The sequence below is a fragment of the Lysinibacillus sp. NPDC097231 genome (assembly GCF_044761885.1).
Taxonomy (GTDB): domain Bacteria; phylum Bacillota; class Bacilli; order Bacillales_A; family Planococcaceae; genus Lysinibacillus.
Map to the genome: position 1 here is coordinate 254,932 of NZ_JBIWDH010000001.1, position 14,898 is coordinate 269,829.

Here is a 14,898-nt window from a genome sequence, read left to right on the forward strand (position 1 = left end):
TACCTACCATAAGCAGTGGGGATCAAGGAACCCCACTGCTTAAGTTTCATTTTATTGATGGAAGCATTTAACCTTAAAGTCCCCAGAGAAAAGCTTTATATCATATTTTTTCTATCATTCACGCCAAAAGTCCAACGCACTTAGACAATAATAAGAATGTTTTAATAATTATATGCAGAGCCTTTCCATCTACGTAAGACAAATGAATTCCTCCACAAAACAGCAGAACAAGAGTGCTTATAACAGTTATGTTTTACTGTCTGGAATAATCCTAACTCTTCATACATATAAAGGATATAAGGAACATTTTTTTTATACATCGTTGTATATGCAAGTAGCTTATAAATTATTTCAAAAAAATTTATTCTACTAAAACCACATTTCATTCAATACAAAGATTTCTCGAAAAATGCACATTTTTTCACATCTCTGCTTTCTTTTTTCTTTTCTCTCTCGAAAAATGAATAATCTTAGATAAATACAAAACAAGATTCTTATATATCATTAATAGATAAAAATAATCATGTTTCACGATGGAAAATTACAAAAAATTACCTAAATAAAAAACTAAATCACTTAGTTTTACAAAGATTTTCTACAAATCTAGATAAATTCCTCAAGGTATTACATCTATGACTTTGGAATCATTTTTCAAAAACGAATAATATTATCAAAAAAATAGGAATTTTCTATATAGTAAATCATTTCTTTATTTTTATTTTATTTTTGATATTCAGAACAGTAAAACATCAAATTTTTATCATCGAAGCACTTTCGTTCTTTAATGTGATAAATCGAAAAAAATTATTATTCTATTAGATGTCAGATAATACTACATAAATTTGAATCTTTTTTATTTTGTACACAATGATTTTTTTGGTATATTAAATAAGAGCTTCACAGAAGGCTTAAAAATTGTATAAGGGGGATTTACATGAATAAAAACAAAAAGTTTTTATTACTAACAGTGCTTGCAGTATTCTCATTAGTTCTTGCTGCATGTGGCTTCGGCGGAGATTCGTCTGACAAATCAAAAGACGATAAAAAAGATTCTGGCTCAACAACAGCTACTTCAAAAGAGTTGAATGTAGTTGTAACTTCTGAGCCACCATCTTTACATCCAGCACTTGCAACAGATACAACTTCTGGTGCAATTCTTCAAAACGTATTTGAAGGTTTAATGGTTTTAGATCAAGATGGAAAACCAGCAGCAGGTATGGCTGAATCATGGGAAGTAAGTGATGATCAATTAACTTACACATTCAAATTACGTGATGCAAAATGGACAAATGGAGACCCAGTAGTAGCTGGTGATTTCGAATATGCTTGGAAATGGGCATTAAATGCAGATAACCTATCAGAGTATGCTTCTTTACTTTACCCAATTAAAGGTGCTGAAGCTTACAACCTAGGTAAAGGTTCTGCTGATGATGTAGCGGTTAAAGCTGAAGATGACAAAACTTTAGTAGTAACTTTAGAACAACCAACAGCTTACTTCTTAGAGTTAGTTGCATTTAAAACATATGCACCACTAAATCAAAAAGTTGTTGAAGCTAATAGCGAATGGTACACAGATGCTGGTGAAAACTATGTAACAAATGGTCCATTCACTTTAGATACTTGGAAACACAGCGATTCAGTCGTATTAAAGAAAAATCCAGAGTATTGGGATGCTGCAAATGTAGCCCTAGATACTGTAAATATTGGTATGGTTGAAAATGAAGCAACAGCTGCAACAATGTTCAAAAACAAAGAAATCGATTATTTAGGTGCTCCATATCAAACAGTAGCTCTTGATCAAATCGATGGCTTTAAAGCTGATGGTTCGTTAAAAATCGCTGACTATGCTGGTGTTTACTGGTACAAATTCAATACTACTGATAAAATTACTGGAAACGCTAACATTCGTAAAGCGTTAACTTTAGCAATTAATCGTCAAGGTTTAATTGACAATGTTACTAAAGGTGAACAAAAACCTGCTTTAGGTATGGTTCCAATTGCAATTCAAGGTTTTGAACAAGACCGTGGTTACTTCAAAGATAACGATGTTGAGGGTGCTAAAGCAGCACTTGAAGCTGGTATGAAAGAACTTGGTATTACAGATCCAAAAGATATTAAACTTAACCTTTCATATAATACAAGTGAAGGTCATGCTTCAATTGCTCAGTATATCCAAGAAGGCTGGAGCAAAAACCTTGGTATTACTGTAGGTCTTGATAACTCTGAATGGCAAGTTTATCTAGAAAAGCTTAACCAATTAGATTACCAAATTGGTCGTATGGGCTGGATTGGTGACTACAACGATGCTTACACATTCTTAGAAATGTTTGACACAGCTGCTAATGGTAACAACGATACTGGCTGGGAAAATCCAGAATACAAAAAGCTTTTAAAAGATTCTATTGTTGAAGCAGATCCTGCAAAACGTTTAGATTTATTAAAACAAGCTGAAAAAGTTGCAGTTTCTGAATTACCAGTTGCACCAATCTACTACTACACTAACCTTTCAGTAGCTGATAAGAAAGTTAAAAATATGTCTCCAGATATTCTAGGAAACATTAAACTTAAATATGTTGATGTGGAATAATTTTCACAGCTAAATTTTTTAACTTTTAAGCTCTATAGGGAAGAGCTGCCTCGTAGCCACTTTTAGCGCGAGTCAGCTCTTTTTAAAATACGAAGGCATTTATTTGTCTGAAAATTGACAAATAGAAGGAGGAGTTTTATGTGATTAATTATATTCTGAAAAGGCTGATGTATATACTTCTCGCGCTTTTCGTCATCGTAACGGCTACGTTTTTCTTAATGCGTCTTGCTCCAGGTAGTCCATTTGCAAGTGAACGTAATTTCCCTCCTCAAATTGAGGAAAAGTTAAACGAAACGTATGGATTAAATAACCCTTGGTATATTCAATATAAAGATTATTTAATCGATACGGCCTCTTTTAATTTCGGTGAGTCAATGAAGTATAAAGCGCGTTCTACAAATGATATTATTTCTGAAAGTTTCCCAATTTCTTTAACATTAGGTATCGAAGCTATGCTATTAGCAATTGGTTTCGGTGTATTAATAGGCGTAGTTGCCGCGCTTTATCATAATAAGTTCCCGGATTATTTAGCAACGTCCTTTGCGGTGATATTTATTTCAGTACCTTCATTTATCTTAGCTGGTTTAATGCAGTATTTCTTAGCCTATAAGCTAGAGCTATTCCCAGTTGGTGGTTGGAAAGGCTTTGCCTACAGTATACTACCAGCCTTTGCAATCGCTTTCTCACACATGGGCTTTATAGCAAAATTAACACGTTCAAGTATGCTTGAACAAAACAATAGTGATTATGTAAAAATGGCTCGTGCCAAAGGGATTGGGAGATGGACAATCGTCTTCCGTCATTCTTTACGTAATGCTCTACTGCCAGTTGTGACTTACCTTGGGCCACTAACTGCAGCTGTTGTAACAGGTAGCTTCATCGTTGAAAATATTTTCGCAATCCCTGGATTGGGTAAACACTTCGTACAAAGTATTACAAACCGCGATTACACTGTAATCATGGGAACAACAGTGTTCTATTCAATTATCCTATTATTTGCGGTATTAATTGTTGATATTCTATATACCTTTATTGATCCGCGAATTAAATTGAAGGGAGCGAATAAACAATGACGCAGCAACAAATTGACAAAGAAATGTTTAAAGTTGTCGGTGGAAATAGTGAAGCAACTGATAAATTAGCTGATAAATCCGTTTCCTTCTGGAAGGAAGTATTGCTCCGTTTTTCTCATAACAAATTGGCAATTTTCGGATTGATCGTGTTGATAATCATTGTTTCAATGGCCATTTTTGTACCAATGTTTTCACAATATAAAGACAGCGATCAACTTGGTGTCTTTAATAGCCCACCATCTGCTGATTTTTGGTTTGGGACAGATGATTTAGGTCGTGATATGTTCGTTCGTATTTGGGCTGGCGCTCGTATCTCCCTATTTATCGGGATTACAGCAGCTGTTATTGACTTAGTTATAGGTGTTCTTTGGGGAAGTATTTCTGGTTTAGCAGGCGGTCGTGTGGATAATATTATGATGCGTATTGCCGATGTTTTAACAGCAGTACCTTACTTATTAGTTGTAATTGTTTTATTAGTTGTTTTACAACCTGGTTTAGTTCCAATGATTATTGCCCTTTCGATTACAGGCTGGATTAGTATGGCTCGTATCGTCCGTGGTGAAGTATTATCCATTAAAAACCAAGAGTATGTACTGGCTGCTCGAACTTTAGGTGCAAGCACTGGACATTTAATTTTAAAACATTTAATTCCAAATGCATTAGGTGCTATTTTAGTAACAATGACTTTAACAATTCCATCAGCCATTTTCACAGAGGCATTCTTAAGCTTTTTAGGTCTTGGGGTTCCTGCTCCACATGCTTCTTGGGGTACGATGGCAACTGAAGGAATGAGAGCCCTCACTAGTGCTCCATGGCGCTTGATTTTCCCTGCAATATTTATCTCACTAACAATCTTTGCGTTTAACGCAGTTGGTGATGGTTTACGTGATGCACTAGATCCAAAACTACGTAAATAAGGAGGTGGCCGTAAAATGAATAAAACAATTCTAGAAGTAAAAGATTTAAAAATAAACTTTAAAACTTATGCAGGACTTGTTCACGCGGTTCGTGGTGTAAACTTTGACTTAAAAGAAGGTGAAACACTAGCAATCGTTGGTGAATCTGGTTCTGGTAAAAGTGTTACGAGTAACGCATTAATGAAACTAATTCCACAGCCACCTGGTATTTATGAGTCAGGACAAATTTTATTTAATGGCCGTGATTTAGTTCCATTATCTGATAAAGAAATGTCAAAAGTACGTGGAAATGAAATTGCAATGATTTTCCAAGATCCAATGACAAGCTTAAATCCGACTATGAAGGTCGGACGTCAAATAACTGAAGTTATTTTACAACATAAGAAAGTATCAAAGGCTGATGCTAAAAAACGTGCAATCGAGCTTTTAACGCAGGTAGGTATCCCCTTCCCTGAAAAACGTTACAACCAATATCCACATGAATTTTCAGGTGGTATGCGCCAACGTGTTGTTATTGCCATCGCACTTGCAGCTGATCCAAAGCTTCTAATTGCCGATGAGCCAACAACAGCATTAGACGTTACGATTCAAGCACAAATTTTAGAACTAATGAAAGAAATCCAAAAAAATTCGAAAACATCTATCATTTTCATTACTCACGATTTAGGTGTTGTTGCAAACATTGCTGACCGAGTGGCAGTTATGTATGCTGGACAAATCGTTGAATATGGTACTGTAAATGATATTTTCTATAATCCTAAGCATCCCTATACATGGGGTCTACTTGGCTCAATGCCAGACTTAGATAACGATACAGATGAGTTATTACGCACGATTCCTGGTTCACCACCAGATCTTATTAATCCTCCAAAGGGAGATGCGTTTGCGGCTCGTAATGAATTCGCAATGGCAATTGACTATGAACAAGAACCACCGATGTTCCAAGTTAGTGAAACACATTTTGCTAAAACTTGGTTGTTGCATCCTGATGCACCGAAAATTCCACTTCCAGATGCGGTTGCTAAACGTATTGAAGGGTATTTAGCAAAGGAGGCACAAGAAAATGACTAAAACGGTTGCGAAAAAAATTCTTGAAATCAAAAATTTAAAGCAGCATTTCGGTTCACCTAGTAACCCTATTAAAGCTGTTGACGGTATTAGCTTCGATGTATATGAAGGTGAAACACTCGGCCTAGTAGGCGAATCAGGCTGCGGTAAGTCAACGACTGGTCGTTCAATTATTCGCCTGTATGACATTACAGATGGAGAAGTCATTTTCGACGGTGAAAAGGTTCATGGTAAAAAATCTAAAAGTGAATTAAAGAAATTTAACAGTCAAATGCAAATGATTTTCCAAGATCCATACGCTTCTTTAAACCCTCGTATGACAGCTGGGGAAATCATTGCTGAAGCTTTTGATATTCATGGACTTTACAAAAATAAGAACGAGCGTCGTGAGAAAATCAATCAACTGCTTGAGGCTGTTGGTTTAAATAAAGAGCACGCAAACCGTTATGCCCACGAATTCTCTGGTGGTCAACGACAACGTATTGGGATTGCTCGTGCACTAAGCTTAGATCCTAAGTTTATCATCGCCGATGAGCCTATTTCAGCACTTGACGTATCGATTCAAGCACAAGTTGTTAACCTGTTAAAACAGCTACAAAAAGAACGTGGTTTAACGTATCTCTTCATTGCCCATGACTTATCCATGGTAAAATACATTAGTGATCGTATTGCTGTTATGTACCGTGGTAAAATTATGGAAATCGGTAAAGCAGATGATATTTATAATCATCCTGTTCATCCGTATACAAAATCATTATTATCAGCCATTCCACTTCCTGACCCAATGTCAGAAAAACGCCGTCAACGTATTCCGTACAAGCATACAGAAGTTGACGATAGCGCAACATACCATGAAGTTGGCGATCAGCATTACGTTTATGGTACAGCTGATCTTGTGAAAACATGGGTTGCTAATAGATAATAACTTATATTTCCACCTATTGGAACTTTCCAATGGGTGGATTTTTTAGAATTAATAAAGTTCATTATCAGTAACTTAGGGTTGATTTCGTTCCGACGGAGCTTATCTTTAGTAATGAATGGGCTTATTTCTAATCAGTTATAAAAAACAGTCTTTCCCATATATGAAGAAAGACTGTTTTTTCAGTGATTAACTTATTTTATTGGTGCATCTGCTGTTAATTCAATATCTTGAAGGTTGTCTTGTGTATCATTTGCATAATCAACATTGTAATTTTTCACACGTTTGTTTACTGGAATGATTTCCGTACGGAACAACGTTGGTATTGTCGTTGCTGTTTTACTCATATATTCTTGCCATGTACGGAATGCTTTTGCACGATATTTTGGATCCATTGCATCTTCCGAATCAATGTCTTCTAACATTTTTGTTAAATCAGCAGAAACGAAACGACTCATGTTAAATTCTGCACCCTCGCCATATAAACCTACTGGAGACGGATTTGTACCTGTTCCCCATGCAGCCATATACATATCGATTTCTGGATCATCAGCCTCTACTTTATCATAGAAACTGTTGAATTCAATTAAACGACCAGTAGTCAGTTCAACATTTAATCCAACATCTTTCCAGTTTTGGCGATAGTACTCAACAATTGCTTCATCTGTATCTGAACCAGCCATTGATGCAAAATGAATAGAGAATTTCTTGCCATCTTTATCTTCACGGAATCCGTCACCGTCTACATCTTTATAGCCGGCTTTATCTAGTAATTCCTTAGCCTTTTCAGGATCATAGTGATAACCCTCTAACGTACCATCGTAGTAAGATGCAAACACTGGTGGAATTAATGAGTTTGCTCTTACACGTAGACCTTGATAGAATCTTTGTCCAACAGATTCAATATCCATCGCATAGCCAATGGCTTGACGTAAATCTACATCATTCATTTTTGATTTCTCATTAAAAATATTTTTACTATTGGCTTTATCGTATTTCCCTACTTTAAACCCTATATAAGAATAGGCTAACTCAGGACGACCTAGAATCGCTATATTTGAAAGACCTTTCAAACTATCATATTGATTCGTTGGGAACGAAGTTGCGATATCATATTTTCCCGTTTTCATAGCTTCACCGATTGAACTTGAAGGAACAACCTCGATCACCACTTTATCTATCTTTGGTTTGCCTTTATAGTAGTATTCATTTGCTACAAGCTGAACAGACTCTCCATTTTTAATCTTGTCAAATTTAAATGGTCCAAGTGTTACAGGATTTTTACGAACTTCATCTGAAGCAATTAGGGCATCTTTAACTGGGATTGACTCTATCTGATGCTTCGGCGCTGCATACCCCCATAGTCCATCACCACCTGAAAAAATAGCCGGTGACACTTTCTTGAACGTAATTTCAATAGATTTTTCGTCAATTTTTTTAATACCGGAAATTGTATCTGCTGTTCCAGCATGATATTCTTCTGCACCAACAATATTTTTGAAATCGTCGTCATAGCGTTTTCCGTCGTAATCAGGGTGACCAATAATTTCGTATGGATAAATTAAGTCGTCAGCTGTCAAAGGTTGACCGTCAGACCACTTAACGTCGCCTTGAATAGTAATCTTCGCCTTTTTATTGTCCTTATCAACATCTAATTTCCCAATACCTTTATCAGTTATCAGGAAATCTCCATCCGTTGCAAAAAGACTATTTGTTGTGTATTTCATTATTTCTGAATCGTAGTTATCGTCATATAATTCCCAAGAGAAAATCCCTTTGAAAGGCGTATCTGTTACAAGACCTACCCTTAAAGTACCGCCTTTAATAACATCCCCTTCGTTTGTTACATCCATAGGAAGTGAATCTGTATCCACTTTTTTATCATCTGTTTGTGCGGGTTTGTCTTTGTTGCTATCATCCGTTTTAGCCGTATCTTTATCCGTATTATTGCAGGCTGCCAATACAAACATCACTGCCAAAATAACGGATAGTATTAACCAATTTTTTTTCATAGTAAATCCTCCCCTTTATCCTATTCTTTGTTTTGCGTCAGCTGCACGACGAAGTGCTTGACCGACGTAATTTATTCCAAGCATCAAGATTAAAATTAATATTGATGCGGGCAACCATACCCACCATTTTTCTGATAAAACGATTGGATTTCTAGCATAGTTTACAAGAGTCCCCAAGCTCGGAGTTGATGGCGGTAAACCAAAGCCTAAAAAGGACAATCCTGTTTCGATACCAACATTACCAGCAAAGTTCAACGTTAGTTCAACTATTAAAATAGAACTTAAATTTGGTAAAATTCCTTTAAACATAATAACGAAATTACTAGTCCCCATTGTTTTAGATGCACTTACATAGTCTCTCCGCCCCTCCGATAGTGCTTTACTTCGAACTAAACGCGCGGTGCTCATCCATTGAAATAAACTTATGATCAAAATTAATTCAATAACACCATATTTTGGTATTATAGTTACAAAAACAATAATAATCATTAGATTAGGTAATGTTATAAAGAAATCAATAATTCGCATAAACAAATTATCAACAAAACCACCGTAATATCCCATGATAATGCCAAGAGTTATCCCTGCGACACTAGTAATGATAGTAATGGCAAATGCAATTACTATCGAATTCTTTGCCCCTATCACTAGTTGCCCAAGCATATCACGGCCTGCTTCATCTGCTCCAAGTCTATAACCATTTACACCAGGCTCAGTGTAACGCTCTAACAGTTTAATCTTTAAAACTTCTTCTTGATTTAAAAACATTGCAGCACCTAAAATGACAACAATAAGAAAAGTTATCCCAACAAAGGACATCATGGCTACTTTATCTTTTTTAAACTCTCGTAAAACGACTTGCATTCCCGTCGGCGGAGAGCTATCAAATTTGACTAATTCATTATTCTGTTGTTCCATTTGAATTCACCTCTCCTTAAACATTATTTTAGTAGTTAGTCTATGCGGATACGTGGATCAACAATGCTCATAATAATATCAGAAAGTAGACTACCTAATAATGTTAAGAAGCCATAAAGCATAACTAGCGCCGTAATAACACTATAATCTCGACTCATGATTGAATTGATAAACAACTGACCCATTCCTGGGAAACCAAAAATGGTTTCAATAAAAATAGAGCCACCTAATAAACCCGTTATTGTAAACCCTAAAAAAGCTGCGATTGGTAGTAAGGAATTACGGAAAATATGTCTAGTATAGACTTTTCGCATTGGGACACCTTTGCTTCGAGCTGTTTTCACATAATCCTGTGTTTTTGCATCTATAATTTCTGAGCGCAAATATTGAATAATGGCTGTTGTACCTAAAATACCGTAAGTAATAGCAGGTAATAGTAAATGATAGATTTTACTCCAATAATAAGCCATTGTTCCTGGTTCAACTCCTACATCAACTGTCCCGCTAGTTGGAAACCACATAAGTCTATAGCCAAAAATAAATACAAAAATTAGTGATAATACGAAAGTTGGAATGGCATAACTTATAAAACTATACAGGGTGATAGATTTATCTAAAAAGGATTCTTGATAGCGTCCTGCCAACACCCCTAATGGAATCGCAATCAAATATACAAGTATTGCACTGAGTAATGAAAGCCAGAATGTATTTAATCCGCGCTCACCAATAAGTGTGGACACAGCAATTTTATATGTATAGCTTCGTCCGAAATCACCTTGAAAAGCGTTTGTAATCCAGTGGTAATATTGAACATACCAAGGGTCATAAAAACCTGCTTTTATACGAAGTTCCTCAATCCTTGCAGGATCTGTCTCTGGTGTAATAAGCCCCGTAAATGGATCTCCTGGCATTTGTTTTGCCAATATGAAGATAAACAGACTTAATACAAATAACTGAGGAATCATCAGTAATATACGTCTAACAATTGTTTTCCACATTTTATATACCCTCCCTTTCTATGTCAGACATCGCTACTTCATGCGTGTCCGAAATGGATTTTAATGGGTATACTTTTCCATGCTCGTCATAATATTTATACTGTTCTTTTTGATAATGGGCCTCGACATTTTGACGTACTATTTTACGCTCTAAACGTGTTTCTGGCTCAATATTTGGAATAGCTGATAACAAGCGCTTTGTATAAATATGTTGTGGTTTCATGTATATATCATGTCGAGTGCCTGTTTCAACAAAGCGTCCTTTGTACATGATAGCTATGTGATCACACATATGCTTCACGACACCAAGGTCATGTGAAATAAATAAGTAACTAAGTCCAAATTCACTCTGAATGTCTTTCATAAAATTTAGCACCTGAGCTTGTACAGATAAATCCAGTGCAGATACAGGTTCATCAGCAATAATCATTTTGGGATTACAAGCAACGGCACGCGCGATTCCAAGACGTTGCTTTTGACCACCTGAAAATTCATGTGGATACTTTAATAACACATCTTCAGACATACCTACTATCGCTAGTAACTCTTTAATGCGCTTACGTTCCTCTTGATCACTAAGCTTCATAAAATTGCGAATAGGCTCTGCTAAAATGTCTAATATACGTTTTCTAGGATTCATACTTGAATGAACATCTTGAAAAATCATTTGAATATCTTTGTTATAAGTTGAATAACGATTTCTGCGCTGGTTTGTAACATTCTCACCTTCATAGAAAATTTGACCTGAAGTGATTTTTTCTAAACCAATAATCGCCTTCCCTGTTGTCGATTTTCCAGAACCTGATTCTCCTACTAAACTGTATGTTTTCCCTTTTTCAAACTCCATTGTGACACCATCAACCGCATATACCTTATCGATTACTGTATTAAAAAAGCCCCCTCGAATTGGGTAATGAACATTTAAATCATTAATTTGCATAAAACTCATACAGCCCCGCCTCCTTCTTCACCTTCCAAATGAAAGTGTTTCCAGCAGGTACATCTAACAAAATGTCCTGGTGCAATCTCATGCAATTGTGGTTTTCTTTCATGTGCAGATGCATCTATCCACGGTATTCGCGCTGAAAATCTGCAGCCTTCTCTAGGTAAATTCATCAGCGATGGCACCATACCTTGAATAACTTCAAGTCTTTCATTTTCACTATGCGTTTGTGGAATAGAATTCAATAAAGAACGAGTATAAGGATGCTTAGCATTATTAAATAATTCCTGAACAGGTGCTTCTTCTACTACTTCACCTGCATACATAACTGCCACTCGATCAGCCATTTCTGCCACAACGCCTAAATCATGGGTAATTAAGATAATACCTGTTTCTGTTTCTGACTGTAGTGCTTTTAAAAGGTCAAGTATTTGAGCTTGGATAGTAACATCTAAAGCCGTTGTCGGTTCATCCGCAATTAAAATAGATGGTTTACACGACAATGCAATAGCAATCACGACACGCTGGCGCATCCCTCCGGACAATTGATGTGGAAATTGTCTTGCCACACGCTCTGGTTTAACGATGCCTACTTGATTCAATAACTCTAATACTCTCTCCTCGCGTTGCTGCTTGGAGAGCTTTGTATGATAAATTAGCCCCTCTGCAATCTGTTCTCCAATACGCATTAATGGATTAAGAGCTGAAAGGGGATCTTGAAAAATAAAACCAAAATGATTGCCACGCAACCTATTAAATTGCTCGTCATTAAGTTGCGTTAAATTTTGATTATTATAAAGGATTTTACCTGCAACTTTTGTGTTTACAGTATTGTACAGGCCCACAATGGTAGTTGCTAATGTACTTTTACCACAACCCGATTCCCCAACGATTGCTAATACTTCATTCTTTTTAAGCGAAAGTGAGACATCATCTACAGCTGCGTGGTAAGTTTCTTTTATGCGAAAACTTGTAGTCAAATTTCTAATGGTTAATAAGTCATTTGCTGTATTCAAACAATCCCCTCCCATATTCAATATTCTGAAAAATAATTATACTTAGCTTTAAAAGTTATTTCAGAATTATTTCTCATTAGCAATTCCCATTTATATCTCCATATTATATTTTTACATATCTTTAACACTTTTTATTTTTCCAGATAGATAAAACATCGTTGGAATTATCTGAAAATTAATCGTGATATTATTTTATCCGGATATAACCCATTAAATCAAGTGATTTTTTCAAAAAATTACAAGAGTATGAATAAATCAACTCCATACATCTTAACTAAACAATCTTATAAACATGAATTTTTCTTTACTTAATTGTTTGCTTCTTTTTTTACTCTCTAAATACACCCCTTTATTTTTATTATTCGAATATAATATTCACAAACTGATTAATTCTATAAAATGGTTATTTATTATTAATTCTTATTCATATAAATATATTTAAATTTTTTTATTATTATTTTTAACAAATAGTTTTTCCGTTTAAAGTGTTAAAAATAAAAAATCATTATTGCTACACTGAAAAAGCAATTTTTTTATTTCGTTTTTCCTAACTGTTTACGTACCTCTTAATTACATTTAATATGTTTTTTCTAAAAAATAATTCGCTTTCAATATAGTATATGTGGAAATAAATTTAAAATATGCTAAATAATCGAATAAAAGTCTATTAAAATAGATTACTATTAATTTAAAAGGAGAGTATTTAAATGATTACTATTAAAGATTCTTGGTTTACTGTAGAAGAAATCAATGAAGAAACGTATGCAATAAGCGAATATGGACATTGGGAAAAAGTTCACTCATTTTTACTTATTGGGAAAGATAGATCCGCTCTCATTGATACTGGTTTAGGTATCGATAATATAAAAAGAATCTGTAATCAACTAACATCTTTACCTATTACCGTCCTCACTACTCATGTTCATTGGGATCATATTGGTAGCCATGGGCAATTTGAACACATTTATGTTCATAAAGAAGAGGCTGATTGGTTGATAAATGGCATAAAAAAATTATCCATTGAACAGATAAGAAAAGATGTTAGCCGTGATATAACGATCCCCACTCCCAATACATTTAATCCTGAAACATATCTACCTTTTCAAGGGCAGCCTTCAGGTGTTTTAGAAGATGGAGATATTATTGATATTGGGAATAGAAAATTGACTATATTGCATACACCTGGCCATTCACCAGGGCATATTGCTATTTTTGATGAGAAAACGGGGTATTTATTTACTGGTGATTTACTTTACGATAAAACTCCTATTTACGCTTTTTTCCCTACAACTAATCCAGTAGATTTAGTAAATTCATTAGAGAAAATTGCTAATGTACCTAACGTTTCCAAAGTTTACGGATCTCATAATACCTTAGGGCTCGATCCCTCTATTTTAACTTCTTTCAGCAGGCGTTTGGACACCCGCTGAAAGAAGTTAAAAGCCTCCGGCGGATGTCACGGAATCAGGAAGGAGTTCTTTGTGCAAGCACAAAGCCGATTCCGGACGCAATTATGCCAAGTCATAATTGATTAGGAATAAAAAAAGCAGTTGAACTGTTGAGGTCTGAGGATCTTATAAAATTCGGAACAGGAATTCATAATTTCAAAGGTTTTAGTGTTCAATTTTGAAAAAGATGAGGCTGGGACAAAAGAGTTTCAGCCAACAAAAAAAAACCGAACTATCCAATAAAACGCTTATGAAGTGTTTCGAAATAGTTCGGTTTTTCTATTTATTTTGTTTTGTTAATTTAGAGATTACTCTGCTTTATGAAGGAACCATTTAGTTATGTCCCAGCCCCATCTTTAGAAATTATAGCTCTCCAGCCTTTAATTTAGCATGCCACTCTTTAAGGAATGGAATATCTGCCTCTTTAATAGCACCAGATTCGTTAGCTGCTTCAATTAAAAAATCAAAGTTTGTTAGCGATACATAGTTAATACCTGCCTCATCAAATGCTTGCTCAGCACGTGGGAGGTTGTATGTGTAGACACAAACAACACCTAAAACTTCACAGCCTGCTGCACGTAAGGCTTCTACCGCTGTAATGGATGAGCCGCCTGTAGAAACAATGTCTTCTACTACAACGACTTTTTGACCTGCTGTGTATTTTCCTTCTATTTGGTTGCCACGACCATGCTCTTTTGCTTTAGAGCGTACATAAACCATCGGTAATTCTAAAATATCACTTACCCAAGCCGCATGTGGAATGCCAGCTGTTGCTGTTCCTGCTACGATTTCTGTTGAACCAAAGTGTTCTTTAATAACAGATGCTAGACCATTTGCTAATTGCTTACGAATTACAGGGTCAGAAATTGTCAGACGTGTATCACAGTAGATTGGGGATTTAATGCCTGAAGCCCATGTGAATAGGTCTGTTGGATTTAATTCTACTGCGCCTACCTTTAACATAGCGTGTGCGATTTCATTTTGTAATGTCATAAT

Annotated in this window: 12 protein-coding genes; 6 read left to right on the forward strand and 6 right to left on the reverse strand. The window is 35.5% G+C overall.

The features are described 5' to 3' along the window. The first annotated feature begins 934 nt into the window (after positions 1-934). From ACIQXF_RS01290 to ACIQXF_RS01310, 5 genes are all read left to right on the forward strand, one after another. On the forward strand, positions 935-2,587 hold the full coding sequence (locus tag ACIQXF_RS01290; protein WP_402777995.1) for a peptide ABC transporter substrate-binding protein: 1,653 nt from the start codon (positions 935-937) through the stop codon (positions 2,585-2,587). Positions 2,588-2,727: 140 nt separating this feature from the next. Next, positions 2,728-3,660 carry an ABC transporter permease gene (locus ACIQXF_RS01295; protein ID WP_402777997.1) on the forward strand — a complete coding sequence of 311 codons (933 nt, stop codon included), beginning with the start codon at positions 2,728-2,730 and terminating at the stop codon, positions 3,658-3,660. Then, positions 3,657-4,577, forward strand: a complete 921-nt coding sequence (locus tag ACIQXF_RS01300; protein WP_402778000.1) for an ABC transporter permease — start codon at positions 3,657-3,659, stop codon at positions 4,575-4,577. The genes ACIQXF_RS01295 and ACIQXF_RS01300 overlap by 4 nt, the downstream gene beginning before the upstream one ends. 15 nt (positions 4,578-4,592) lie before the next feature. Continuing rightward, a complete protein-coding gene (locus tag ACIQXF_RS01305) occupies positions 4,593-5,648 on the forward strand; it encodes an ABC transporter ATP-binding protein (protein WP_402778003.1) in 1,056 nt (351 codons plus the stop codon). After that, positions 5,641-6,567 carry an ABC transporter ATP-binding protein gene (locus tag ACIQXF_RS01310; protein WP_402778006.1) on the forward strand — a complete coding sequence of 309 codons (927 nt, stop codon included), beginning with the start codon at positions 5,641-5,643 and terminating at the stop codon, positions 6,565-6,567. The genes ACIQXF_RS01305 and ACIQXF_RS01310 overlap by 8 nt, the downstream gene beginning before the upstream one ends. A gap of 194 nt (positions 6,568-6,761) precedes the next feature. Here the strand turns inward: ACIQXF_RS01310 and ACIQXF_RS01315 are convergent, their stop codons facing one another. Genes ACIQXF_RS01315 through ACIQXF_RS01335 form a run of 5 tightly spaced genes read right to left on the reverse strand, consistent with a single transcriptional unit; the run spans position 6,762 to position 12,454 of the window. Beyond that, positions 6,762-8,579: an oligopeptide ABC transporter substrate-binding protein gene (locus tag ACIQXF_RS01315; protein WP_402778009.1), complete on the reverse strand. Its 1,818-nt coding sequence runs from the start codon at positions 8,577-8,579 to the stop codon at positions 6,762-6,764. Positions 8,580-8,594: 15 nt separating this feature from the next. Further along, the gene (locus ACIQXF_RS01320; protein ID WP_402778011.1) at positions 8,595-9,497 is read right to left on the reverse strand and encodes an ABC transporter permease; all 903 of its coding nucleotides are present in this window, start codon (positions 9,495-9,497) and stop codon (positions 8,595-8,597) included. Between the two features lie 35 nt (positions 9,498-9,532). Then, on the reverse strand, positions 9,533-10,495 hold the full coding sequence (opp4B, locus tag ACIQXF_RS01325; RefSeq protein ID WP_402778013.1) for an oligopeptide ABC transporter permease: 963 nt from the start codon (positions 10,493-10,495) through the stop codon (positions 9,533-9,535). Position 10,496: 1 nt separating this feature from the next. Then, on the reverse strand, positions 10,497-11,444 hold the full coding sequence (locus ACIQXF_RS01330; RefSeq protein WP_402778016.1) for an ATP-binding cassette domain-containing protein: 948 nt from the start codon (positions 11,442-11,444) through the stop codon (positions 10,497-10,499). After that, positions 11,441-12,454 (reverse strand): ABC transporter ATP-binding protein, encoded by a 1,014-nt coding sequence (locus ACIQXF_RS01335; RefSeq protein ID WP_402778019.1) that lies wholly within the window; start codon positions 12,452-12,454, stop codon positions 11,441-11,443. Before ACIQXF_RS01335 ends, ACIQXF_RS01330 begins: the two co-directional genes overlap by 4 nt. Positions 12,455-13,161: 707 nt before the next feature. On the opposite strand from ACIQXF_RS01335, the gene ACIQXF_RS01340 reads away from it, so the two are divergent. Continuing rightward, positions 13,162-13,884, forward strand: coding sequence for an MBL fold metallo-hydrolase (locus tag ACIQXF_RS01340; RefSeq protein ID WP_402778022.1), 723 nt, complete (start codon positions 13,162-13,164; stop codon positions 13,882-13,884). A gap of 381 nt (positions 13,885-14,265) precedes the next feature. On the opposite strand, the gene pyrE is transcribed toward ACIQXF_RS01340, so the two are convergent. Then, on the reverse strand, positions 14,266-14,895 hold the full coding sequence (gene pyrE, locus ACIQXF_RS01345) for an orotate phosphoribosyltransferase (protein ID WP_402778024.1): 630 nt from the start codon (positions 14,893-14,895) through the stop codon (positions 14,266-14,268). Positions 14,896-14,898: the final 3 nt, after the last annotated feature.